The sequence below is a fragment of the Streptomyces sp. NPDC111802 genome (assembly GCF_055634335.1).
Map to the genome: position 1 here is coordinate 11,731 of NZ_JBVKCZ010000047.1, position 23,836 is coordinate 35,566.

The window sequence follows — 23,836 nt, forward strand, 5'->3', positions numbered from 1 at the left end:
CCGCCCTACCGCACCTGTGAGGGAACCATGAACAACCCCGCGCCCGAGCAGCCCGCCGAGCTCGTCGCCCGGCTGCGCGCCGCCTTCCGCGCCGGCAAGACCAAGCCCGTGGCCTGGCGCACCGAGCAGCTGAACCGGCTGCGTACCCTGCTCACCGAGCAGGGGGAGCCCTTCGCGGCGGCGCTCCACGCCGACTTGGGAAAGAGCTCCGCCGAGGCTTACCGCACGGAGATCGACTTCGTCATACGCGAGATCGACCACACCCTGGAGCATCTCGACGAGTGGCTGCGCGCCGAACCGGCCCCCGTCCCGGCGTTCATCGGCGAGGCGAGTGCCTGGACGCAGTACGACCCCCTGGGCGTCGTACTGGTCATCGCCCCCTGGAACTACCCGGCTCAGCTGCTGCTGGCCCCGGTGGCCGGTGCCCTGGCCGCGGGCAACGCGGTGGTCGCCAAGCCCAGCGAACTGGCCCCGGCCACCGCCGCCGCCCTCGCCCGCCTCGTGCCGCAGTACCTCGACACCGACGCGGTCGCCGTGGTCGAAGGCGGGGTTGCGGAGACCACCGCCCTGCTCGAGCAGCGCTTCGACCACATCCTCTACACCGGCAACGGCACGGTCGGCCGCATCGTGATGGCCGCGGCCGCCCGGCACCTCACGCCCGTCACCCTCGAACTGGGCGGCAAGTCCCCGGCGTTCGTGGACCGGGGCACCGACCTGGGCACCGTCGCCGCCCGCCTCGCGGCCGGTAAGTTCCTCAACGCCGGGCAGACCTGCGTCGCGCCCGACTACGTCCTCACCGACCCCGGGACCGCACGTGCTCTGGAAGCCGCCCTGGCCAAGGCCATCGAGGGCCTGTACGGGTCCGACCCCGCCGCCTCCCCGCAGTACGGCCGTATCGTCAACGAACGCCACTTCGACCGGCTGACCGCTCTCCTCGACTCCGGCCGTCAGGTCACCGGCGGCGCGCACGACCGTGAGACGAAGTACATCGCGCCGACCGTCCTGGCCGAGGTGTCACCGGACACGCCTGTCATGCAGGAGGAGATCTTCGGCCCGATCCTCCCGATCGTCGAGGTGGCCGGTCTCGACGAGGCCATCGACTTCATCAACGACCGCGACAAGCCGCTGGCCCTGTACGCGTTCACCGACTCCGACGCCACCCGGGAGCGGCTCGCCGCCGAAACCTCCTCCGGCGGCCTCGGGTTCGGTCTGCCGCTGGCCCATCTCACCATCTCCGACCTGCCGTTCGGCGGCGTCGGCGAAAGCGGCATGGGCAGCTACCACGGCCGCTACTCCATCGAGACCTTCAGCCACCGCAAAGCCGTCCTCGCCAAGCCCCTCAGCTGATCCACCCCTCCCCAGCCGTGCGTGAACACGACGGATAGAGAGTGCCCCGGCCGCGGTGGCCCGCTCTCGGACGTGTTCCGTCCAGGCCCGCACATCGCACACGATCGCCGACACCCCCGCGTCGGTGAGGATGTGCGCGAGCTCGTCCCGGTACATCGGGTTCAGCGGTACGACCGCGCCGCCCGCCTTCCAGGCACCGAACAGCGCCGGCATGAACTGCGGAGCAGCTCCAGGGTGGTGCGGGCCGGGACCGGTTCCACCTCCACCGCAGCCTTTCGGTGTACCGCGCCGTCCACGGCCTGTCGTCGAACCAGCTCATCGCCGCCGAACCGCCTTTCAGGAGAGAGTGTGGAGGGGCTTGTGCGTGGCGCGGATCACCTTCACCTGCGACCGGTCAGCGCGCCTCTTGGTCGGGAACGGCCCCGGCGCAAGGGCGTTGACGGTGATGTGATCACTCGCCGGCGTGGCGGCCATCTTGCGGGTCAGCATGTGCACCGCCGCCTTGCTCGCGAGTAGGAGAAGTTGTCGGACGCGGAGACCACGAGCCCGGCGCACCCCAGGCGGCTCCCGCATTGTTGACCAGGACATTCAGCCGCGGCGCGACCTCGGCGACCCGCTCGGCCAGGCTCTCGAGGCCCTCGGCGGTGGACAGGTCCGCCGGGTGAGCCAAACAAATTCCGGCACCGGCGGACGTCAGCGCGGACAACTGAGCTGCCGCCTTCTCGCACGCCTCGGCCTTGCGGGAACTGATGATCACCGTGGCCCCGGCCGCCACAAAACCATGCGCGATCATCAGCCCGATTCCACGTGAACCGCCGGTCACCACCACGGTCTTTCCGCTGACGTCGAACAGCGCTGCGGGGTTCACGACACCACCCCGATCCCCCTGCCACGCCCATGCCGCCGCCGATGCACGCCTGTCAAAATCCCGTGGACAGGCGATCTGTTCAGACTCCTGCCATGTCCGCGACTTCGTGGGCCTTCGCCACCAGTGCGTCGATGCGCTCTGCGGTCGGCGTCCCGTACGCGGCCTTGTTCCGCGGTTCGTCCATCGCGCGGCGCATGACGCCCTCCCCGATGATCGCGACCTTCCACAGTCCCATCGCGTGCCAGTAGCCCAGCGCCGTCACGTCGCGTCCCGACGCCGCCGAGTACGCCGCCACGAGTTCCTCGCGGGTCGGGAAGCCGTCGAGAGCCGTCGCGACGAAGTCGCCCGTGGTGTTCTCACCCTTGGCCGGCCAGTAGGCCAGCAGGCTGCCCATGTCCGCCAAGGGATCCCCCAGCGTCGACAGTTCCCAGTCGAGCACCGCGGTCACCTCCCCGCTGTCGTGGGAGGTGATGACGTTGCGCAGATGGAAGTTGCCGTGCACGAGCGTCAGTTCGCGCTGCTCCGGCACAGCCGCGACGAGTCGCCGGGTGAGGTCCTCCAGAGCGGGCAGCTCGCGGGTTCGGGACCTCTCCCACTGGGCCGACCACCGCTTGAGCTGACGCTGCGCATACGGCCTGTGGCTGGCCAGGCCGGTCAGCCCGGTCGCCTGGAGATCGACCGCGTGGATCTTCGCCAGCGTCCGCGGCAACGACCTTCCGATCGCCCGGCGGCGCTCGGGCGTCAACGACCGCGCGATCGACATCGTGTCGACGACCTCGCCGTCCACGAACTCCATGAGCAGCAGCGGGACGTCGGTCACGGCGGGATCATCGGTCAGCCCGAGCACTCGCGGGGTCGGGACGGCGGTGCTCTCCAGGGCGGTCAGAATCCGTGCCTCGCGGGCCACGTCGTGCGCCGACGCCAGGAGTCGACCCAGCGGTGGGCGGCGCAGCACCCATCTGCGGCCGTTCTGGTCCGCTACGAGATACGTCAGATTCGACTGGCCCAGCCCGATCCGCTCGAAGGCCAAGGGCCCGGCGAAGTCGACGCCGAGGGTCGCGAACCAGCGGCTCACCGCCCCGGAGTCGATTCCGACGATTTCCGCTCTAGCCACCGATGCCGACTCCTTGTCTGAACGGGGTTGCGTCACCCAGCAGTTGCCCCCCGTCGATCACCATGGTCTCGCCGGTGATCCAACTCGCGGCGTCCGAGACGAGAAAGGCGACCGCGGAGGCGATGTCGGCAGGCTCCCCTATGCGGCCCAACGCCACCGAGGCGGACACCGCCTGCTCGTGCTCCTTCCACAGAGCCTCGGCCAGCTTCGTGCGCACCACCCCCGGTGCCACCGCGTTGACGCGGACCTTCGGCGAGAGTTCCAGGGCCAGTTGTCTGGTGAGATGGATCAGCGCGGCCTTCGAGGCGTTGTACAACCCGATGTTCGCCTCCGATGCCATGCCGCCCACCGACGCGGTGTTGACGACCGCCCCGCCGTGCTCCCCCATCCACGCCCGGGTGGCCAGACCCGTCCACAGAACAGGCGCCCACAGGTTCACGTCGAAGGTCTTCGCGAACCGACCGTGGTCCTGGTCGATGACCGGCCCGAAGGCCGGGTTGGTCCCCGCGTTGTTGACGAGGATGTCCAGGCTGCCGAAGCGCTCCAGCGTCAGATCCACACAGCGCTGGGCCGCCTCCTCGTCGACCGCGTGCGCACCGACGCCGACCGCTGTGCCCTCGACCTGGGCCGCGGCGGCCTCCGCCGCCTCCTGGGACCGGGAGGTGAGGACGACGCTTCCGCCGGCCGCGGCGATGGCCTGGGCGATCGCCAGCCCGATACCGCGCGAGGCCCCGGTGACGACGGCGGTGCGACCGGTGAGATCGAGTCCTGACATTTCAGCTCACCGCCGCCGCCGCCTCGTCGCGGTACTGCCGCAGTTCCTGCTTGGCGATGGCCCGCTTGTGGACCTCGTCAGGACCGTCGGCCAGCCGCAACGTCCGCAGACCCGCGTACATCATCGCCAAGGGGAAGTCATCGGTCACTCCCGCTCCCCCGTGCACCTGGATCGCGCGGTCGATGATCTTCAACGCGATGTTCGGGGCGGCCACCTTGATGGCCGCGATCTCGGTGCGCGCTTCCTTGTTCCCGACCGTGTCCATCAGGTACGCGGCCTTGAGCGTGAGCAGGCGGATCATCTCGATGTCGATGCGCGCTTCCGCGATCCAGTCCTGAATGTTGGACCGTTCGGCGACCGGACTGCCGAAGGTCACCCGTGACTGCGCGCGCCGGCACATCAGCTCCAGCGCCCGCTCGGCCGCGCCGATGGCCCGCATGCAGTGGTGGATACGACCGGGCCCGAGCCGGGCCTGGCTGATCGCGAAGCCCTCGCCCTCGCCCTTGAGCAGGTCCTTGGCCGGCACCCGGACGTTCTCGAAGACGATCTCCGCATGGCCCTCGCGATCCGCGTACCCGAACACCGGGAGGTTCCGGACGACAGTGACCCCGGGGGCGTCGATCGGGACGACCATCATCGACTGCTGGCGATGGGGGGCCGCCGTGGGATCGGTCTTGCCCATCACGATGAGCACCTTGCAGTTCTTGTGCATCGCGTTCGAGGCGAACCACTTGCGGCCGTTGAGCACGTACGTGTCGCCGTCGCGCTCCATCCGCAGCTCGATGTTGGTGGCGTCGGAGCTGGCGACGCGCGGCTCGGTCATCGCGAAGGCCGAGGCCATCGTTCCGTCGAGCAGGGGCCGCAGGTACTTCTCCTTGTGCTCGTCGCTGCCGAACAGCGTGAGCACCTCCATGTTGCCGGTGTCGGGCGCGTTGCAGTTGCACGCCTCGGAGGCGATGTGACTGCGGCCCATGATCTCCGCCAGCGGCGCGTACTCGAGGTTGGTCAGGCCGGGGCCCCAGTCCGGGTGCGGGTGGAACAGGTTCCACAGTCCACGCCTGCGCGCCTCGGCCTTGAGCTCCTCGAGGATCGGCGGGTGGAAGTGCGGGTCACCCGACGCGTGCATCTGCTCGTGGTACACCGCCTCGGCGGGGTAGACGTGCGCATCCATGAACTCGAGCAGATCCGCCCGGTATTTCTCGGCGCGGTCCGACATCTCAAACAGGGACATCCGAACTCCTGACGGGTAGGGAGGGAAAGTTGGGCGGGCGCTTGTTCAGGTGACTGGCCACGCCTTCGACGACGTCGGACCCGAGGAAGGCCTGGAGCATGAGGCTTTCCGCCCGGTTCACGGAATCGGCGTAGGTGCCGTCCGCGTCGTTGCTCAGTTGGCTCTTGATGACGGCCATGGATGCCGGGGAGCAGCGCCTCGCCAGATCGGCGGCGTACGCGACAGCGGCATCCACCACGTCGGCGGTGGGGACCAGGTGGTCCAGGAGTCCGACACGGAAAGCTTCGTCGGCATCCACCATGCGACTCGACAGCAACAGGTCCGCCGCCCGGCTGCGCCCCACCAGCCGGGGCAGCAGCCAGGAGATCCCGTACTCGGCGATCAGCCCGCGTTGCGCGAACGCCGTGGTGAACCGGGCCGAGGGCGAGCCGAAGCGAATGTCGCAGTAGAGCGCCTCCACCATGCCCAGGCCGGCGGCCGCCCCGTTGATCGCTCCGATCAGTGGTTTGCGCAGGGTCCGCGGAACGTCCCGCGGACGGCGCCGTGCCCGGTCCGCCTCGGGGACCTCGCCGGCCGTCTGCAGCAGCCGCAGGTCGGCTCCGGCGCAGAATCCGCGTCCCGCGCCGGTGACCACGACGGCTCGTACGTCCGGATCGTCCTCGGCGGCGTCGAGCAGCGCGAAATAGCGGTCCTCGAGTTCGTCGGTCCAGGCGTTCAGCTTGGCGGGCCGGTTGAACGTGAGCACCAGCACCGGCCCTCGGTGCTCGGCGAGCACGAGCTCGCCCGCCGCGCCGGTCATGTCTGCGCCAGCAGGGTGCTCTGGTACCGACGCATTCCGCGCAGCCACCGGTCGTAGTCCGAGCCCTTCTGCCGGTACATCTCGAGAACATCTTCGTGCGGCAGGATCAGGAAGCGCTCGTCCTCGATCGCGGCCAGGACGGAGTCGGCGACGTCGGCCGGCTCCAGGACGTCACCCGCGGAGGTGACGGCCCGCGTCGCGGCTCTTCCCAGCGCGTCCCCGGAGTCCTCCCCCGAGAACAGCAGCTTGGTGTTCACGCCCATCGGGCACAGACAGCTGACACGGACCCCGCGATCGCCGTAGGTGACACTCAGCCACTCGGCGAAGGCGACGGCCGCGTGCTTGGTGACGGCGTACGTCGCGGAGCCGATCTGAGTGAGCAGCCCGGCCGCCGAGGCGGTGCTGACGAAGTAGCCCTCCTCGCGCTTGAGCCATCGCGGTACCAGAAGCCTCGCCGCACGGATGTGGGCTCGCAGGTTCACGTCGATCGAGAGATCCCACTCCTGCTCACTCGCGTCGAGGCGGGGCGCGCCGGCGATGCCGGCGTTCGCGAAGTAGAGGTCGACCGGACCGGACGTACTCTCGGCCAGGGCGATCAGCTCCTGGATGTGGGCGGTCTCCGACGCGTCCCCGCCGGCGCTGACCGTACTTCCCGGATGGTCGGCGTTGACTGTCTCCGACACCGCCCGCGCGGCCTCCGCGTCGAGATCTGCAACGACGACCCGGGCACCCTCGCGAGCGAGCCGTGCGACCAGCGCGCTGCCGATGCCGCCGCCACCACCGGTGACGATGGCGACTCTTTCTGCAACATTCACGGCAACCCTCTCCGTTGACCGGGCCTGCGATGTGTCCCACCTGTATAATTGAATCCGACGTCAAGTTCAATAGCTGCCGACACGGAACCATAAGAAGAAAGCCGCCCAACCCCGGGGGTATGAGCGGCTACGAGCCGGGTGGATCAACTGTGGCCGGGGAACCGCAGGGCGTTCGCCCAGAGGCGGGTGACCGTGGACACGAGTTCCTCGAAGTCCACCGGCGCATCTTCTTCTTGCTCTTCACTGCGCACGAAGGCGTTGTAAGCCATGACGCTGACCATGCCCGACAGCGCGCGGGACGCCATCATCGGATCGACCTCACGGTCTGCGACACCCCGCGCCTGCAGGTCGGCGATCCCGCGGGCGTTGCGGCGGATGAACGCGTCCCCGCGCCGCCTGCGGAACTCACGGAACTCCGGCTCCACCTGGGCGACCTGCTCGAGCAGTGCCATCAGCTTCGCGTTCCGCTTGTACGCCGCGAGATAGGCGCGGTTGCTCGCCTCGAGTACCACGTAGGGATCATCGGTGCCCTGCACCCGGCCCGTGCCGGGGTGCATCATGTCCTCCTGCGCCTCCAGGAGGACGGCGGCAAGCACCTCTTCCTTGTTGGCGAAGTAGGTGTAGAAGGATCCCGCCGCGCACCGGGCCTCTTTGGTGATGTCGGTCAGGCGGGTGTCGAGGTAACCGTCCCGTTCGAACACCTTGCGCGCGGCCTTCACCAGAGCGGCCCGGGTCCGCGCTCCGCGCTGCGTCGTGGGCGGCTCGCGAAGTTGCGAGAAGGGCGCCACGGGCGGTGCCTGCTCGCTGTCGGTCTCCTCGGGCGCAGAAGTGTCCATCCCCGGGACTTTACTTGAATCCGACGCCATAGTCATAAATCCCAAAGGGCAGACAGGGCAGGCTGATGTCCTGGTTTCCGGGGTTCAGGGGCGGCGGGCGGCAACGTCACCGAGGGCGGTGTCGCGGGTCAGAGCGCTACGGTCGATGGACCGCTTGAGGATCTTCCCCGTCGGCCCCTTGGGCAGGGCATCGACGAACCGGACGATGCGTGGGATCTTGTAGGCGGACAGCCGCTCGCGTGCCCAGTTCGACACCTCGGCGGCACCGAGCTCCGCACCGGGCCGGGCGGCGACGAGCGCGGCGACCTCCTCGCCGTAGTGGTCGTCGGGAACACCGATCACGGCCGCCTCGACGATGTCCGGATGCTCGTAGAGAACTTCCTCGACCTCACCGGGGTAGACGTTGTAACCGCCGCGGATGATCAGGTCCTTGAGGCGGTCGACGATGCGCAGGTCGCCGTCCGTGTCGGTTTCACCGAGGTCGCCGGTGCGGAACCAGCCATCGGACGGGATGGCCGCGGCCGTCTCCGCGGGGCGGTTCCAGTAGCCGCGCATCACCGTGGGCCCCTTGATGTGGACCTCGCCGACGGTACCCGGCGGGCACTCGTTGCCGTTGTCGTCACGCACCTGAACCTGCATCCGCGGTACTGCCCTGCCGGTGTACCCCGTCTTGCCGCCGCGGTCGAGGTCGTTGAAGGTGCCGAACGCGGTGGTCTCGGTGAGCCCATACCCTTCGAGGATCGTGCAGCCGAAGCGGGCCTCGAAGGCCCGGGCGATCTCCCCGGGGAGCGACGCGCCGCCGGAGACGGCGACACGGAGCCCGGCGAAGTCCGCCGGATTCGCGTCCCCCGCCGCGTGCAGCATCGCGTTCCACATGGTCGGTACGCCGGCCATGATGGTGAGCCGGTCGCGGCGCAGCATCTCCAGCATCGACGCCGGGTCGAAGCGGGCCAGCAACGACATCGAGCCGCCCACGGTCAAGGTTGCCATCATGACCGATGCCTGGCCGAACACGTGGAACAGCGGGAGTCCGGTGCCGGTGCGGTCGGCGCTCGACGCTCGGCTGCACTCGGCGCCGATCTCCCCGGCGGACAGCAGGTTCCCGACGGTGAGTTGGGCCCCCTTCGGCCGCCCCGTGGTGCCCGACGTGTACAGGATGGCCGCCGTCTCGTCGCGGTCACGGTCGACGACGTCGGCAGGGGCAGCGGTGACCGGCGCGCCCGGGGACAACGCCCAGGAGGGCACCGAGAGCGCCGCGGCCGCCTCTGCGACGGCGGGGCCCAGGGCGTGCCATGCGATCGCCAATGAGCATCCGGCGTCGGCGAGTACGTACTCGACCTCAGCCCGGGTGGACATCGTGTTGACCGGCACCACGACACAGCCCGCGGTCTGAATACCGAGGTAGGCCACCACGAACTCGGGCACCGACGGCGCCGCGAGCAGCACCCGGTCCCCCGGGGACAGGCCGGCGGCTGCCAGGGCGCCCGCGTACCGCATGCTCGCGTCCCGAAGCTGAAGGTAGGTCCACTGATCCGTGGCACCGCGCAGTGCGATGTTGTCCGGGGTGACGGCCGCGTGGCGGCACACAGGATCGAAAACGCTGGTCATGGGGCGGTGCCTTCCGGGATGTGAGCAGGTGATGGTGCGGGTCGCACCCTCGCCGACGAGTTGGCTTGGCCCGGCTTCGACATCAAGTCCTCGGGCGGTGTGGCCGGATGACCGACCTCAGCGCGTCCGGTCGGTCGGTCGATGGGTATCGGTCAGGCGGTGATCCCGAAGCGTTCGGCGAGTTGGCGGCGGGTCTCGGCGGCGCTGGTGTGCAGTACGCCCCCGATTCCGATCCGTGCCGCTCCGTCGAGGTTCTGCTGCAGATCGTCGATCATGACTGCCTCCTCGGGATCGATGCCGAGGCGTTCACATGCGATCGCGTAGATCCGCCGGGACGGCTTGCGGATCCCGACCTCGGCGGAGATGACGATCGCATCGGCCACAGCGGCGAGGTCGACGCCGTCGTAGGTTCCGGTACCGAAGGAATTGGACACGAGCGCCACGGGACGGCCGGCGGCCCGGAGTTCACCGAGCAGCCCGAGCATGTCCTGGTCGATCGACATTCCCGCTTGCATCCGGGCTGTGAGCCCCTCGGCCGATACCTCCGCGCCATGGACACGGAGGCGTTCGGCGAATCCCCGCTCGAAGGCCGCGGCGTCGATGCGTCCGCGCTCGTGGTCGGCCAGCAGGGTGCGTGAGGGCTGGTCCCGGCTCAGGAGGTCCAGCGGAAGGTGCGGGTCACCGCCGAGCGAGGCGCCGAATTCGGTGAAGGCCCGCAACACACTGGAGGTGATGACACCGCCGAAGTCCACCAGGACCGCGTTTCGGGTCTTTTCCACCGCGTTCGACAACGTGTCCATACTCAGGCGACCTCGAACAGTCCGGCTGCGCCCATTCCGCCGCCGATGCACATGGAGATCACTACATACCGGACACCCCGGCGCTTGCCCTCGATGAGGGCATGTCCCACCAGGCGGGCACCGGTCATTCCGTACGGATGACCGACCGAGATGGCGCCGCCGTTGACGTTGAACCGGTCCGGGTCGATGTGCAGTTCGTCCCGGCAGTACAGCGCCTGGGAGGCGAACGCCTCGTTGAGTTCCCACAGGCCGATGTCGTCGATGGTGAGGTCGTGCTGCTTCAGCAGCTTCGGAATGGCGAACACCGGGCCGATGCCCATCTCGTCCGGCCCGCACCCGGCAACGGTCATACCCCGGTAGACGCCCAGCGGTTCCAGTCCACGGCGCTCGGCCTCCTTCGACTCCATCAGCACCGACGCCGAGGCACCGTCCGACAGCTGCGAGGAGTTGCCCGCCGTAACGCTGGAATGCGCGCTCACCTGACCGTCGGGCAGCACCGGCGCCAACCCGGCCAGTCCCTCGAGCGTGGTCGACGCGCGGTTGCCCTCGTCCCGGGTCAGGGTCGCAGCCTCGTCCCGCACTTCCCCGGATTGCTTGTCGAGGACCTTCTTGACGCTGCTGAGCGCGACGATCTCCTGGTCGAACCGGCCGGCCTCCTGCGCCGCCGCGGTGCGCTGCTGGGAGAGCAGCGCGAACTCGTCCTGACGTTCGCGGCTCACGCCGTAGCGCTCGGCGACGATCTCCGCCGTGTGCAGCATCGGCAGGTAGATGTCCGGCTTGTGCTCGACCAGCCAGGGATCCGTCATCCGGTGGGTGTTCATGTGGTCGTTCTGGACCAAGGAGATCGACTCGACACCGCCGCCGACGGCGACCTGCATGCCGTCCGTGACGATCTGCTTGGCTGCCGTCGCTATGGCCATCAGGCCCGACGAGCACTGCCGGTCGATGGACATCCCCGACACGGTGTCCGGAAGTCCGGCACGCAGAGCGGCCTGACGCGCCACATTGAAACCGGAGGACCCTTGCTGCACGGCGCAGCCGAAGATGACGTCCTCGACCTCACCTCCCTCGAGCCCGGCGCGCCGCACCGCGTGCGAAAGGGCGTGGGCGGCGAGTTCCTGCGCCGGGGTGTCGTTGAACGCGCCGCGGTAGGCCTTTCCGATCGGCGTCCGTGCCGTCGAAACGATGACTGCTTCCCTCATGTCGCCTCACTGTTTCCTGTCGGTCCGGTTCGTCCGGGGACTCCGGGACCGGAACTCCGAGCTCCGTGAGCCGGGCTCGATTGCCGATAGACGGTGCCGAACGCCAACTGCCGTGCGGATATGGCTCATGCCCCTCTCCTCGGGTGATCCGAGGACATGTCATGGCCGCAGGGTGACAGGTATCGGCCTTCCGACCGGTTATATGTGAATTCGACGTCAGGTTCAACCGTCGTCGGCTATTGACAGCCCATCCCCTTACCGCAAGGGTACCGACCAGTCGGTACGAAGGGATGGATCGTGACTCAGCTGCGCATCTCCACGCGTGCGGGCGTGTTCGACGCGATCGCGGCCGGTCCGCCCGGGGGCCGCCCGGTGCTCTTGCTGCACGGCTTCCCGCAGACGGGGGTGGTGTGGCGGCGGCAGATCGAGGCGTTGGCCGCACGTGGCTACCGGGTGGTGGCACCCGACCAGCGTGGGTACTCCCCCGGAGCCCGCCCCCAGCGGCCCGAGGACTATCGGATCAGCCATCTCATCGACGACGTCGTCGCGATCACGGAGGAACTGGGCTGGGCGACGTTCGACCTGGTCGGCCACGACTGGGGCGGCGCGGTGGCCTGGTGGACGGCTGACGCCCACCCCCGCCGCGTGCGCACCCTGACGGTTGTCTCGACCCCGCACCCCGGCGCCCTGGCCACCACCCTGCGCACCGACCAGGACCAGCGCAAACGCTCCCACTACATGATCGACTGGCGCGAAACGCCCACGACCGAAGAGCGCATGCTGGCCCACGACGCCCAAGAGCTTCGCGATTTCTACGCCGGGAAGGTCCCGCAAGACAGTGTGGAGGCCTACGTGCGTCACCTGTCCCAGCCGGGCGTTCTCACCGCTGCGCTGAACTGGTACCGCGCCGGCCGCCCCGACGGCGCGATCGGCGTCATCGACGTGCCCACCCTGTACGTCTGGAGCACGAACGACAGCGCGTTCGGCCCGGCAGCCGCGCAGGAGACCGAGCGGTGGGTCAACGGGCCGTACCGATTCGAGATCCTCCAGGGCGTCAGCCACTGGATCCCCGAGGAGGCGCCCGAAACGCTGAGCCACCTGCTGCTCGACCATCTCCGAGCGCACGGCGAGTACTCAACCCGCGGCAAAAACGCTGTCGCCGACCCTCAGAAAAGGTGACCCCCATGGAGACTGCGCGTGCGGCCTGGCGCCGCCTCGAGCCCGTACACGCCATGATCTACTTCGCCCCCGAGGCAAGGCGACGGTACGCGGAGCTCGGCCTGAGCGGACGCGCCGGCTACTTCGCCTTCCGCAGCGCCGCCTTCGGCCGAGCCTCCGCCGAGCTGGTCATCTCCACCTTCTACAACTTCAACCCCGATGTCATACGGCAGGCGGTCGACGGGGTCTGGGAGACGGCGACGCCGCAGCAGGTGCTGGACGCGCGGTACGCCGCGGCGGGCGAGGCTCTGCGGCGGGCGAAAGTCCACGAACTGCCCGACCTGAGCGAGGTCGTGGCGCTGACCCGCCGGGCGGCCGAGGCGGCCCGCGAACACGCGCAGGGCCGCCCGCTGTTCGCCGCGCATGCCGCACTGCCTTGGCCGCAGGAGCCGGTACTGCAGCTGTGGCATGCCCAGACACTGCTCCGGGAGTTCCGCGGAGACGGCCACGTGGCCTGCCTGCTGAGCGAGGGCGTCGGCGGCTTGGAAGCCCTGATCCTGCACGCCGCCACCGGTGACGTACCCGTCGACTTCCTCAAAGCCAGCCGCGCATGGCCCGAGGAGGAGTGGGCCGCCGCCGAGGAGCGCCTGCGCGAGCGAGGTCTCCTGGACGGCGACTCCCTCAGCCCGGAAGGCGCGACCCTGCGCCGACACATCGAGGACCGCACCGACCACCTGGCCCTTCCCGCCTACGCCGCACTGGGTGAAGCCGACTGCGAGCGGCTCGCCGATCTCGCGAGCCCCTTCGGCCGCACCGTCGTCGAAGCCGGCCTTCTCAAGGTCGGCTGACCGTCACTGCGTGCCCGGCCGCGGAGGGGGATGTGGTGTGCTCAGGGCCGCCGCCCGTCGACGGCACGGCCGCACAGCTCCCCAGCCTCCGGGCTCTCCATGTCGCTCCGGGCGCGGTGCTTCGCCTCTGTGCCGCCGCTTCAGTCCGCCCAAGTACCCCTCGCACGGGTCCCCTTGGCGGCAGCTGTATGCCGACGTGCACTGGCCGACTCCGCGGACATGACGGAGAGGGGTCGGCATCAGACGGCGGGCGATACCTGTGAGGGGGTGTGTGACACCCCGCGCATCCCGCCCCGGCCGGGCTCAGGATCGGCCGGGGCGGGTGTCAGAGGGTGGGGGACTTCTCTCGCAGGAGGGCCGTGCGGAGTGCGGAGTGCAGGCTGCGAGCGTCAGGAGGCCTCCATGGGACACCCCCGCCCCTTGGTGATCGACCCGACCGGCCGCGACATCCACGGCGAGGCCGCCCTGATACGCGACCTCGGACCGGTGAGCCTCGTCGAACTGCCCGGCGGCGTCCAGGCATGGGCCGTCAGCAGTCCCGAGCTCCTCAAGCGCCTGCAACCGACGGGCTTCCCGAGGCCTTGTCCGGTCTTCACATCAACCCCCGGTCCCAGCTGGCTCATACCGCTCTTCCCCGGGCCGCACGAGCCAGCTGATGGCATCGAGAACGAGGCACGATTCCTGGACCGCTCGCGGACGAAGTCGTGGACGGTCGAAGTACGCGTCAGCTGGCCCGAAGACCGACCGCCAGCGTCAGTTCAAGGACCCGGTGTGGCGATGCGAGGTCCGGAAACAGCTCCCGCAGCTGCGACATCCGGTACCGGACTGTCTGGGGATGGACGAACAACGCGGCCGCCACCTCCTCCCGCCTGCCCTGGTGCAGCAGCCACGCCCGCAACGTCTCCTCCAGCCGCCGTGCGGTCGCGTCAGGCAAGGTCCGCAACGGTGCGAGGGCTCGGGCACGCAGGTCTGCGAACGCGTCCATGTCGGCGCTCAGCACCAGCTCGGGCAGGTGGTCCTCGGTGTCGCGAATGTCAGAGGAGAGGGAGCGCGCGCGTACGGCTCGTGCGTACGAGGCGGACGCACAAGTCCATGGCCGGGGCGGGCCGACCACGGCGGTGCGGTCGGTCAGCTGCCGCAGGAGATGTGATCGGTCGGCATCGGGGACGAGCAGCACACCGGTGGCATCCGGCAGATCGTCGAGGACGAGGGTGCTCGGGTCGAGCACGCGGTAGGCAGGCCGGGCCTGGGCGGCGGGCAGCAGGACCGCGGTCAGCGAAACCGGAGGCTGCCACCCGGCCCGTTGAACAGAGGCCAGCAGCACGTCCGGGCTCGCGCCGGCGAGGAGGTCGCGGGCCAGGTGTTCCAGGTGGCGCTCCTGGTCCCGGCCCCGGGCGGCCAGTTCGTCGGCGTGGCCCGCGGCGCTCGCGGCGGAGAGCTCGTCGATGTAGGCGAAGGTCAGCTCGGCGAACTTGGCGACCTCGGCCGCGGGCAGACCTGCGGGTACGGCACCCGCTGCCAGGCATCGCCAGGCCACGCGGGCGCCGACGCGGTAGGCGCTGAGCAGGGCGTCCATCGAACGGCCGTCGCGCACCTCGCCGCGGCCCAGCTCGTAGGCCGCGTCACCGGCGTCGCCGCCTGTGGCGTTCCCGCTCGCGAGGTCCAGGTAGTGCCCCAGGGCGGTGCGGACGGCTCGGCGGATGGTGGCGCCCATGTGGCCCGAAAGGGCGTTGGCGTACGAAGGGACCTCGTCGATGATCGCCTGGACGACCTCGTCGGCGGTGGTCTTCACCGCGGCCCGAAGTGCGGTGACCGTCGTCTCATCCAGGGCCAGTTCGCTGGCCCTCCGGACTGCATGGCTCATGTTTTGTTCCCTGCGAACAATTCAGCCGACCAGATTCACGTCCTACGGACAGGACCTTACGCCCTGAGGCGCAGCAAGCTGGAGTCATGACGAGTACAGCCCTCCGCAGCAGGGCGTGGAAACTGCTGGAGATGGTCACGACGCCGCTGTTGCCGTCGGACTACCTCGACCTGGTCAGCCCGCTGCGTGCGGGCGCTGACCTGCGTGGGCGCATCGAGGCCGTGCACCCCGAGACGGGTGACGCCGCGACGATCGTGATCAGGCCGGGAAGGGGCTGGCGCGGCCACACGGCCGGTCAGTACGTGCGGATCGGGGTCGACGTCGACGGCGTGCGCCTGTGGCGTGCCTACTCCCTCACCTCGCCGACGAACCGCCAGGACGGCCGCGTCACGATCACCGTGAAGGCGATCCCGGACGGCAAGGTCAGCAACCACCTGGTCCGCAGGGCGAAACCGGGCACGCTGATCCAGCTCGACCAGCCAACCGGTGACTTCGTGCTGCCGCAGGCCAAGCCCGCCAAGGTGCTCTACCTGACGGCCGGCAGCGGCATCACGCCCGTGATGGGCATGCTGCGCGACACCGAGTTCGACGACGTCGTCATGGTCCACTGCGCGCCACAGCCGCAAGACGTGATCTTCCGCAGCGAACTGCACGACCTGGTCGCGGACAAGAAGCTGCGGCTCACCGAGGTGCACACCGACACAGACGGCATGCTCGACATCGCCCGTCTCGACGAACTCGTGCCCGACTGGGCCGAGCGCGAGACCTGGGCCTGCGGGCCCGCGGGCCTGCTCGACGCCGCCGAAAAGCACTGGAGCGAGCACGGCGTACCGGAGCGCCTGCACACCGAACGCTTCCGCCCCAGCATCGTCGTCGCCGGCGACGGCGGCGAGGTCACGTTCAGCGCCACCGGCAAGACCGTCGACGCGGACGGCGCCACGCCGTTGCTGGACATCGGCGAGGAGGCCGGCGTGCTCATGCCCTCCGGGTGCCGCATGGGCATCTGCTTCGGCTGCGTCACACCGCTCAAGGCGGGCGCCGTCCGCGACCTGCGCACCGGCGAGATCACCGAGGCCGAGCCGGGCGTCCTCATCCAGACCTGCGTGTCCGCCGCGGCGGGCCCCTGCGACATCGAACGGTAGGAGCACCTTGACCGCCATCGACCCCACCGCCCACCTGACCGCGGAGCAGATCGAGGAGCTAGGCCGCGAGCTGGACGCGATCCGCGACGACGTGATCGCCGGCCGCGGCGCGAAGGACGCCGCCTACATCCGTAAGGTCATCGCCGCGCAGCGCAAGCTCGAGCTGGTCAGCAGGGGTGTGCTGCTGTTCTCGATCTTCCCGCCCGCTTGGCTGCTCGGCACCGCAGGGCTGTCCGTGGCGAAGATCATGGACAACATGGAGATCGGCCACAACGTCCTGCACGGCCAGTGGGACTGGATGCGGGACCCGAAGATTCACTCCACCACCTGGGAGTGGGATCACGTCTCGCCGTCCGACCAGTGGAAGCACTCGCACAACGAGCTGCACCACACGTACACCAACGTGATCGGCAAGGACAACGACCTCGGCTACGGCATCATGCGCGTCGACGAGGACCAGAGGTGGCATCCGATCCACCTCGGCCAGCCGCTGTGGAACTTCATCAACGCCTGCTTCTTCGAGTACGGCATCGCCGCCTACGACCTGGAGCTCGGCAAGAACCTGGACAAGCGCCGCCGCAAGAACCCGGAGTTCCGCGCGCGGGCCAAGGCCGTGGGCCGCAAGATCCGCAAGCAGGTGCTCAAGGACTACGTGATCCACCCGCTGCTGTCGGGCCCGTCGTTCCTCCCCACGCTCGCCGCCACGTTCACCGCGAACCTGGTCCGCAACATCTGGTCCCACTCGGTGATCATGTGCGGGCACTTCCCGGAGGGCGTACAGGTCTTCGAGCGCCGGTCGATCAAGGGCGAGACGCGCGGCCAGTGGTACCTGCGCCAGATGATGGGCTCGGCGAACATCAGCGGCAGCAAGGCCATGCACTTCATGACCGGCAACCTGTCGCACCAGATCGAGCACCACCTGTTCCCGGACCTGCCGAGCAACCGGTACGCCGAGGTCGCGGTGAAGGTGCGCGCGCTGTTCGAGAAGTACGAGCTGGAGTACGTCACCGGCCCGCTGCCCAAGCAGGTGTTCTCCGCGTGGCACAAGGTCTTCCGGCTTTCGCTGCCGAACAAGAAGCCCAAGGTCAACACGCCGGACCGCGAGCAGGAGCTCGTCGCCGCCTGATTCCCGGTATCGGTTCGGATCTCTCGGCCATACCGGCGGCACCGCAGGGCCACTATCGGGCAGCCGCATCCGGCAGCCGGTGCGGATGTGCCTGAACTGATGCCTTCCCAGAAGGCGCAGCATGCCGACGACCTTCCCCAGACAGCGCAGGACCTTCACCGTGGCCTCGTAGTCCAAGAGCGCGGCAACGCTGTCCCCATGGTCGGTGCTGTCCTGCCGCTTCACAGTGACGATGTCGCCGTCGCAGATCGTCGCGTCGACCATGGAGTTACCGGAGACCAACAGCGCGAAGACGTCGCCGTCGCCCACGATCTGCCGGGGCCGGGCATAGGCGTCCTCCAACCGCGCCACGACCTGGACCGGCCGTCCCGACGTTGCCGTCCGCCCCCCCTACTAGGTCTTGCTCCGCGCCTGCCGCGCCGGCCCGGTGGCCGTCCAGACCGGCGGACGGAGCGACGTCACGCAGGGACGCCGAGCGGCGGGTGCTCGAGCACGCGGGGCTTGTACTCGACCAGCTGGATGCGGCCGTCGAAGGTGCGGTGCTCGATCATGTCGAGGGCAACGTCCGGATAGCCGTCGTAGATGCGTTCTTCGCCCGTGGCCCCGGTGATCACCGGGAACATCACGACCCGGAAGCGGTCGACGAGTCCGGCTCGTAGCAGGGACCGGCACAGGCTGAGGCTGCCGATCGTGCTGAGGAGCCCCGAGCCACTCGACTTCATGGCGCGGACCGCCTCGACGGCGTCGTCGCGGACGAGCGTGGAGTTCGCCCACGTCAGTGGCTCCTCGAGTGAGGAGGAGAACACCACCTTGGACGCTTGCGTGAGCTCGTCGACGGACGCCTCTTCTTCGGGCCTGAACTCGTCTTGGCCACTCGGGACCTCGCCTGCGGCGAAGCCCGACATCAGGCGGTAGGTGTTCGCTCCCATCAGGTAGGTGGCCTCGGGCTGCTCGCCGAGCCATGCGAGGTACTCCGGGCCCTCGAGGCCCCAGAACCCGGGCCATCCCTCTCCCGATGCGTATCCGTCGAGGGAGGTGATGAAGTCGACGAGAAGCTCCGACATGGCACTGTCCTTTCCTAGGTGTCACGAGCTTGGACCGGCCGAGAGCCACAAACTCATCGGCCGCGCTGTGCAGTGACGAGAAAACCCATGACGCTGAAGCCGATCACGTCGGCGGAGGGGCACTGCTTCGGAGGGCCCGCTTCAAAGATGGGTTCTGACGGTGGCCCCGCCACCAAGGACGGCTTCGCCGAGTGCACCGATGAGTCCATGGATCGCTCCTGACACGAGGCATCTTCGCGTGCAGAGAGGGGAGGCGGCGTCCGGCGTTCTGTCTGCTTCTGGTGCACCCCGCCGATCTTGGTCGGCAAGGTGTCCGGAGTGCGTGCTGATCTTGTTCCTGACGACCTGTGGGAGCGGGTGGCCCCGCTGCTGCCGGCCCTCCCGACCGACGCCGGCATCCCGGGCGGCTCCGTGTTCTGCCAGTGAAAATTACCCGCCCGCCTTCCGCTCAGCAGCCACCAACGCTGACGCGTTCCCGCAGGTCAGCGCACCCTTCCCCGCGGTTTCAACGGCACCGGCGGCAGTTCTGGTGCGGACAGTGGCGCCCCGTCGTACCCCTTCACCTCCCCGAACCGCGTCCCCTCCATCCAGTCCCGACGCGCCTGTACGATCTCCTCCTGAGATCGCCCGATCCAGTTCCAGAACATGATCAGCTCCTCCTCGAACGGCTCGCCGCCGAGGAGCATCAGGCCGGCGTCCGACTCGGCGCGCAGCGGGAGTTCGGTGCGGCCGCAGCCGAGGTAGAGCATGGAGCCGGGCAGTACCGGCACGCCGTCCACCTGGGCCTCGCCGGACATGGACAGGACGGCGTACTCGAAGTCCGGTTCCAGCGGGAGGCGTACGTCCGCGCCGCGCGACAGGGTGAGGTCGGCGCCGACGATCGGGGTGTAGGTCGTGCCGGGGGACGTCGCTCCGTCGAGGCCGCCGAGGATCAGCGTGGCCCGCAGGCCCGGTGCCGTGACGACCGGCAGCTCGGCGTGGTGCTCGAAGTGCGGGTCGGTGTGGCGGTGGCCGTCCGGGAGGGCGACCCAGAGCTGGGCGCCGTGCAGCAAGCGGGCGTGCGACTTGGGGCTCTCCTCCGAGTGGCTGATCGCCCGGCCGGAGGTCATCAGGCCCAGCTCGCGCGGGTGGATCGTCTGGAGGCTGCCCGTCGAGTCGCGGTGCAGCACCTCGCCCTCGTGCAGCCAACTCACCGTCTGCAGGCCCATGTGCGGGTGCGGCGGCACCTGCATGCCGGGCTCGTCGGCGATGTCGTCGGGGCCGTAGTGATCGACGAAGCACCAGGCGCCGACCATGCGCCGGCCCAGATTGGGCAGCAGCCGGCGGACCTCGGTGGATTCGCCGAGCTTGACGCGGCGCGGACTGAGAAGTTCGCGTACGGGCTCCGCCACGACGAAGCCGCGGCCGCCGCAGATGGCGGGCACCGCCTCGCGATCAAGATTGCTCATAACGCCCAACCTAGCCCCGCCGGGGCCGCCTCGTCAGTCGGTAACCCGGGGCTGTCTCGATGCGTTCGAGAAAATAGTAGCCATGGCTATAGTCGCCATGTACTGTATTTGCCATGAGCAAGGGTTCCGAGAGCGCGACGCCGGGGTTCCTGGTGTGGCGCCTGTCAACGAAGTGGCGGGTGGCGGTCGATCGAGCGGTCACCCCGCTGGGGCTCACACACGCGCAATACGCGCTGGTGGCCTCGCTGTACGGCATGCAGCACCAAGGGGAGCGCCCCAGCCAGCGGCGCCTCGCCGACCACACCGGCCTGGAGCCGCTGTACGTCTCCAAGCTGGCGCGCTCCCTGGAGGCCGCCGGCCTTCTCGAACGCACCCGGGATCCCCGCGACCCCCGCGCGGTGCAGCTGGCGCTGACCGAGCAGGGCCGCGCGCGGACCCTGCAGGCGATCAAGGTCGTCCAAGGGCTCCTCCAGCAGTTGCTGGCACCGCTCGGCGGCCTGGACAGCGCGCGCACCCGGGAGTTCACGAACGACCTGGCGACCCTGCTCGACGCACCGCTTGACCCGTTCGTCATGGACAGCGAGAACGACTTCGTCACGGACAGTGAGAACGACAAGGAGCAGTCATGACCACCACCACTCCCCTGCTGGGCCCCCGGGTCATAGCACTGGCCCACTACGCCGGCCGCGCGCTGCTCGAGAATGTGCTGGCCCGCCACGGCGCGACGTTCCAGCAGTCCGTCACGCTCCGGCTCGTCGCCGGCGCCGACGAACCGATCGAGCGGGATCACCTCGTCGACGGTGTCGTCGGCGCACTGAAGATCGATGCCGCCGAGGCCCACTCCGTGGTCGACCAGCTCATCGCGACCGAGCTGGTGGCCCCTCAGGAGCCGTCCCGGGTGCGGATCACGGACGCCGGACGGGAGCTGTACGACAGGACGTCCGCCGAGACCGCTCCCATCACCGCCCGGATCTACGCCGACATCCCGACGGAGGACCTGGCCGCGGCCGGACGAGTGCTCACCCTCATCACCGAGCGCGCCAACACCGAGCTCGCCGCCATGAACAAGTAGCGGAGCAGCAACTAACGGAACAGCAAGTAGCGGAAGCAACAGGTAGTGGAATATTGAACCACTGCGCTCCGTTGACGGCCTCGAAGGAGGTCACGAGTGGACACGACGTACTACGACCACGGAACACCGGCCGAGCGCTGGGAGCGCGCGAAGCTGTTCTTCGACGCCAAGGACTACGCCGCCGCCGCGCGCGTCCTGGGCAAGCTGGTCGAGGAGGTGCCGGAGCAGACCGGACCGCGGCTGCTGCTGGCGCGCTCCTTCTACCACTCGGCCCAACTGCGCCGCGCCGAGAGCGAGTTGCGCGTGATCGTCGAGCGCGACCCCGTCGAGGGGTACGCCCGGCTGATGCTGGGCCGCACCCTGCAACGGCAGGGACGGCCCGAGGAGGCGGAGCCGCACATGCGCCTCGCCTCTGCGCTGGCGGGCGACTTCGAGCAGCTCCAGTGATGCGTTGGGGCCCGGTTCCCCCCGGAACCGGGCCCCAGGTCTTTCTTCCCTCTAGTTCACTTCCGCCTGGTTCACTTCCGCGGTCGTCCGCTTCCCTCGCCGATGAGCGATCTCGCCCAGGACGACGTCCACGGCGATGAACGCGGCCAGCGAGATGCCGAGCAGCGGCACGAAGTAGCCGACCACGGCGACGACCGCCACCAGCGGCACCAGGATCTGCGGCGGCACCTGCTGCCAGGCGCCGCGCGGTACGGGCCGGCCGAAAGCCGAGCCGCGCCCGCGCTGCCACCACATGCGGTAGCCCCAGACGATCAGCAGGATCAGGCACAGCGTGAGCGCCATCAGGGCGATCTGGTTGACCAGGCCGAAGAGGACCCCGGTGTGCAGGTCGATGCCCCAGCGGGTCAACTTGGCGAGCACCGGATAGTCGGCGAACCGCAGCGTGTCGGTGATCTCGCCGGTCGACGGGTCGATCGCGACCGAGTCCTGCTTGGTCGGCCAGCTGCGCTGCACCTGCTTCACGACGTACGCGGACGAGTCGTCGGCCGGCGGCACGATCTCCACGGGATCGCCGAGGCCCTCGGCGCGCGCTGCGGCCAGGACCTTGTCGAGGCCGACTCCGTGTTCACCGCTGCCGCCCGTGCCGGCGGCGCCGCCATGGCCGCCGTGCTCGCCGCCCGTCGAGGCCGAGATGGACGGGGTGGCCTGGCGCAGCGAGGTGCGCAGTTCGTCGATGTTGGCCCCGGCGTACGTCGACCAGGTCAGGCCGGTCGCCGAGAGGAAGAGGAAGCCGACGGCGGCCCAGGCGCCGACGGTGCCGTGCAGGCCGAGCGTGCGGCGGCGGCCGCTGGTGCCCCGCACCTTGCGCAGGGCACGGCGGCGGGAGAACCACAGCACCAGTCCGCCGGCCGCGATCACCCACAGCCAGCTGGCGGCGAGTTCGCTGTAGAGGCGGCCGGACTCGCCCAGGTGCAGATCGCGGTGGAACTCGTCGATCCAGGTGCGCAGCGGCAGTGCGCCGGTGGAGCCGTACTGTTCGAGAGCGCCGCGCACCTTCGCGGTGTACGGGTCGACGAACACGGCCAGGGCATGGTCGGCGTCGACGCCCTTGACCCCGGACAGCATGACCCGGGTGGACTCGTCGTCGGCCGGGGAGGGCCGTACCGCCGAGACCGTGCCCTCGGGGTGGGCCTTGCGCGCGGCGGCGACCTGCTCCGAGATCGGCAACTTGGTGTCACCGACCGGGACGTACATCTCGTGCGCGTACACGATCTTCTCGGCCTGGAACGCCCCGGCGTACAGGAAGCCGGTGGTCGCGGCGACGAGCAGGAACGGCGCCACCAGAACGCCGGCGTAGAAGTGCAGACGCAGGATCAGCGGGCGCAGTGGTGCCCATCTGCGGGGCGACGACGCCGGGGCGTCGGGCTGCGTCGCCTCCGCCGTGGTGGTCGTGGGAGCGGTCATCGGCGGCTTCTCCGGGGTGGGGACGTTTCTCTGCTCTGGCGGTCCAGTAGTCGGGGCGGGGAGCCGCCGAGTTCCCGCCATCTCAAGTGACGTACACCACAAGGGAGTACGCCCGTGATACGACCGTCATGGCATCCTGGCGCGATGGCACTTCCGAACCATCGCGCCCCGCTGGCCGAACAGGTCGAGCAACTCCTGGCCGGCGAGGGCCCGTTGCCCATCGTGGCGGCCGGACACCCGGTGCTGCGCCGTCCCACCGAGCGCTTCGACGGCCAGCTGGACCCCGCGCTGCTGGCCCGCTTCGTCGAGGCGCTGCGGATGACCATGCACGCGGCGCCGGGCGTGGGAGTCGCCGCACCCCAGGTCGGGGTGCCGCTGCGGATCGCGGTGATCGAGGACCCGGCGCCGGTGCCGGAGGAGGTACGGCTGGTGCGCGGGCGGGTGCCGCAGCCGTTCCGGGTGCTGGTGAACCCGTCGTACGCGCCGGTCGGTGCCGTCCGCGCCGCGTTCTTCGAGGGCTGTCTGAGCGTCCCGGGCTATCAGGCGGTGGTGGCGCGGCCCGCCGAGGTGCGGCTGACCGGTGAGGACGAGCACGGGCGCGCCGTCGACGAGGTGTTCTCCGGGTGGCCCGCCCGCATCGTGCAGCACGAGACGGACCACCTCGACGGCGTGCTCTACCTGGACCGCGCCGAGCCGCGCTCGCTGTCGTCGAACCAGGCGATGGCCGAGTACTGGGCCCAGCCCGCCCCGGGTGAGGCGGCGAGGGCCCTCGGCTTCGAACTGCCGGACTGACTACGCAGGTTGCCGC

The 23,836-nt window shown here is 69.4% G+C and carries 24 protein-coding genes and 3 pseudogenes; 10 read left to right on the plus strand and 17 right to left on the minus strand.

Features of this window, described 5'->3' with window-relative positions:
- Positions 1–27: 27 nt before the first annotated feature.
- Positions 28–1,347, plus strand: coding sequence for an aldehyde dehydrogenase family protein (locus ACZ7NC_RS36795; protein WP_471495029.1), 1,320 nt, complete (start codon positions 28–30; stop codon positions 1,345–1,347).
- Between the two features lie 69 nt (positions 1,348–1,416).
- Here ACZ7NC_RS36795 and ACZ7NC_RS36800 read toward each other — a convergent pair.
- The 12 genes and pseudogenes from ACZ7NC_RS36800 to ACZ7NC_RS36855 all read right to left on the minus strand — a co-directional run.
- Positions 1,417–1,560, minus strand: a pseudogene (locus ACZ7NC_RS36800) (AMP-binding protein); the annotation flags it as partial.
- Between the two features lie 123 nt (positions 1,561–1,683).
- The gene (locus ACZ7NC_RS36805) at positions 1,684–1,836 is read right to left on the minus strand and encodes a hypothetical protein (RefSeq protein ID WP_471495030.1); all 153 of its coding nucleotides are present in this window, start codon (positions 1,834–1,836) and stop codon (positions 1,684–1,686) included.
- Positions 1,799–2,215, minus strand: coding sequence for an SDR family NAD(P)-dependent oxidoreductase (locus ACZ7NC_RS36810; protein ID WP_471495032.1), 417 nt, complete (start codon positions 2,213–2,215; stop codon positions 1,799–1,801). Before ACZ7NC_RS36810 ends, ACZ7NC_RS36805 begins: the two co-directional genes overlap by 38 nt.
- A 79-nt stretch (positions 2,216–2,294) precedes the next feature.
- A complete protein-coding gene (locus tag ACZ7NC_RS36815; protein WP_471495034.1) occupies positions 2,295–3,329 on the minus strand; it encodes a phosphotransferase family protein in 1,035 nt (344 codons plus the stop codon).
- Complete coding sequence (locus ACZ7NC_RS36820; RefSeq protein ID WP_471495036.1) at positions 3,322–4,104, minus strand: SDR family oxidoreductase; 783 nt, start codon at positions 4,102–4,104, stop codon at positions 3,322–3,324. The genes ACZ7NC_RS36815 and ACZ7NC_RS36820 overlap by 8 nt, the downstream gene beginning before the upstream one ends.
- A gap of 1 nt (position 4,105) precedes the next feature.
- The gene (locus ACZ7NC_RS36825) at positions 4,106–5,335 is read right to left on the minus strand and encodes an acyl-CoA dehydrogenase family protein (RefSeq protein WP_471495038.1); all 1,230 of its coding nucleotides are present in this window, start codon (positions 5,333–5,335) and stop codon (positions 4,106–4,108) included.
- Positions 5,322–6,134, minus strand: coding sequence for an enoyl-CoA hydratase-related protein (locus tag ACZ7NC_RS36830; protein ID WP_471495040.1), 813 nt, complete (start codon positions 6,132–6,134; stop codon positions 5,322–5,324). The genes ACZ7NC_RS36825 and ACZ7NC_RS36830 overlap by 14 nt, the downstream gene beginning before the upstream one ends.
- Complete coding sequence (locus ACZ7NC_RS36835) at positions 6,131–6,949, minus strand: SDR family oxidoreductase (protein WP_471495042.1); 819 nt, start codon at positions 6,947–6,949, stop codon at positions 6,131–6,133. Before ACZ7NC_RS36835 ends, ACZ7NC_RS36830 begins: the two co-directional genes overlap by 4 nt.
- A 143-nt stretch (positions 6,950–7,092) precedes the next feature.
- A complete protein-coding gene (locus ACZ7NC_RS36840; protein ID WP_471495044.1) occupies positions 7,093–7,785 on the minus strand; it encodes a TetR/AcrR family transcriptional regulator in 693 nt (230 codons plus the stop codon).
- Positions 7,786–7,869: 84 nt separating this feature from the next.
- Complete coding sequence (locus ACZ7NC_RS36845; RefSeq protein ID WP_471495046.1) at positions 7,870–9,393, minus strand: AMP-binding protein; 1,524 nt, start codon at positions 9,391–9,393, stop codon at positions 7,870–7,872.
- Positions 9,394–9,545: 152 nt separating this feature from the next.
- The gene (locus tag ACZ7NC_RS36850; RefSeq protein WP_471495048.1) at positions 9,546–10,193 is read right to left on the minus strand and encodes an HAD family hydrolase; all 648 of its coding nucleotides are present in this window, start codon (positions 10,191–10,193) and stop codon (positions 9,546–9,548) included.
- Positions 10,194–10,195: 2 nt separating this feature from the next.
- Positions 10,196–11,395 (minus strand): acetyl-CoA C-acyltransferase, encoded by a 1,200-nt coding sequence (locus tag ACZ7NC_RS36855; protein ID WP_471495050.1) that lies wholly within the window; start codon positions 11,393–11,395, stop codon positions 10,196–10,198.
- Between the two features lie 297 nt (positions 11,396–11,692).
- Here ACZ7NC_RS36855 and ACZ7NC_RS36860 point away from each other — a divergent pair, with 297 nt between their 5' ends.
- The 3 genes and pseudogenes from ACZ7NC_RS36860 to ACZ7NC_RS36870 all read left to right on the plus strand — a co-directional run.
- Positions 11,693–12,574: an alpha/beta fold hydrolase gene (locus tag ACZ7NC_RS36860; protein ID WP_471495051.1), complete on the plus strand. Its 882-nt coding sequence runs from the start codon at positions 11,693–11,695 to the stop codon at positions 12,572–12,574.
- Between the two features lie 5 nt (positions 12,575–12,579).
- A complete protein-coding gene (locus ACZ7NC_RS36865; protein WP_471495053.1) occupies positions 12,580–13,401 on the plus strand; it encodes an SCO6745 family protein in 822 nt (273 codons plus the stop codon).
- A 402-nt stretch (positions 13,402–13,803) separates the two neighbouring features.
- A pseudogene (locus ACZ7NC_RS36870) lies at positions 13,804–13,959 on the plus strand (cytochrome P450); the annotation flags it as partial.
- A 166-nt stretch (positions 13,960–14,125) separates the two neighbouring features.
- Here the strand turns inward: ACZ7NC_RS36870 and ACZ7NC_RS36875 are convergent.
- Complete coding sequence (locus ACZ7NC_RS36875) at positions 14,126–15,265, minus strand: PucR family transcriptional regulator (protein ID WP_471495055.1); 1,140 nt, start codon at positions 15,263–15,265, stop codon at positions 14,126–14,128.
- An 86-nt stretch (positions 15,266–15,351) separates the two neighbouring features.
- Here ACZ7NC_RS36875 and ACZ7NC_RS36880 point away from each other — a divergent pair, with 86 nt between their 5' ends.
- Complete coding sequence (locus ACZ7NC_RS36880) at positions 15,352–16,407, plus strand: ferredoxin reductase (RefSeq protein WP_471495057.1); 1,056 nt, start codon at positions 15,352–15,354, stop codon at positions 16,405–16,407.
- A gap of 7 nt (positions 16,408–16,414) precedes the next feature.
- Positions 16,415–17,533, plus strand: a complete 1,119-nt coding sequence (locus ACZ7NC_RS36885; protein WP_471495059.1) for a fatty acid desaturase family protein — start codon at positions 16,415–16,417, stop codon at positions 17,531–17,533.
- 156 nt (positions 17,534–17,689) lie between these two features.
- Here the strand turns inward: ACZ7NC_RS36885 and ACZ7NC_RS36890 are convergent.
- The 3 genes and pseudogenes from ACZ7NC_RS36890 to ACZ7NC_RS36900 all read right to left on the minus strand — a co-directional run.
- Positions 17,690–17,896, minus strand: a pseudogene (locus tag ACZ7NC_RS36890) (S24 family peptidase); the annotation flags it as partial.
- 95 nt (positions 17,897–17,991) lie between these two features.
- A complete protein-coding gene (locus ACZ7NC_RS36895; RefSeq protein ID WP_471495061.1) occupies positions 17,992–18,597 on the minus strand; it encodes a dihydrofolate reductase family protein in 606 nt (201 codons plus the stop codon).
- Between the two features lie 482 nt (positions 18,598–19,079).
- The gene (locus tag ACZ7NC_RS36900) at positions 19,080–20,045 is read right to left on the minus strand and encodes a pirin family protein (protein ID WP_471495063.1); all 966 of its coding nucleotides are present in this window, start codon (positions 20,043–20,045) and stop codon (positions 19,080–19,082) included.
- 113 nt (positions 20,046–20,158) lie between these two features.
- Here ACZ7NC_RS36900 and ACZ7NC_RS36905 point away from each other — a divergent pair, with 113 nt between their 5' ends.
- From ACZ7NC_RS36905 to ACZ7NC_RS36915, 3 genes are all read left to right on the plus strand, one after another.
- Positions 20,159–20,674, plus strand: coding sequence for a MarR family winged helix-turn-helix transcriptional regulator (locus tag ACZ7NC_RS36905; protein ID WP_471495065.1), 516 nt, complete (start codon positions 20,159–20,161; stop codon positions 20,672–20,674).
- On the plus strand, positions 20,671–21,117 hold the full coding sequence (locus ACZ7NC_RS36910; RefSeq protein ID WP_471495067.1) for a MarR family transcriptional regulator: 447 nt from the start codon (positions 20,671–20,673) through the stop codon (positions 21,115–21,117). Before ACZ7NC_RS36905 ends, ACZ7NC_RS36910 begins: the two co-directional genes overlap by 4 nt.
- Positions 21,118–21,213: 96 nt before the next feature.
- Positions 21,214–21,564 (plus strand): tetratricopeptide repeat protein, encoded by a 351-nt coding sequence (locus tag ACZ7NC_RS36915; RefSeq protein WP_471495068.1) that lies wholly within the window; start codon positions 21,214–21,216, stop codon positions 21,562–21,564.
- A 51-nt stretch (positions 21,565–21,615) separates the two neighbouring features.
- Here the strand turns inward: ACZ7NC_RS36915 and ACZ7NC_RS36920 are convergent, their stop codons facing one another.
- Positions 21,616–23,028 carry a PepSY-associated TM helix domain-containing protein gene (locus ACZ7NC_RS36920; protein WP_471495070.1) on the minus strand — a complete coding sequence of 471 codons (1,413 nt, stop codon included), beginning with the start codon at positions 23,026–23,028 and terminating at the stop codon, positions 21,616–21,618.
- 144 nt (positions 23,029–23,172) lie between these two features.
- On the opposite strand from ACZ7NC_RS36920, the gene ACZ7NC_RS36925 reads away from it, so the two are divergent.
- The gene (locus ACZ7NC_RS36925) at positions 23,173–23,820 is read left to right on the plus strand and encodes a peptide deformylase (protein ID WP_471495072.1); all 648 of its coding nucleotides are present in this window, start codon (positions 23,173–23,175) and stop codon (positions 23,818–23,820) included.
- Positions 23,821–23,836: the final 16 nt, after the last annotated feature.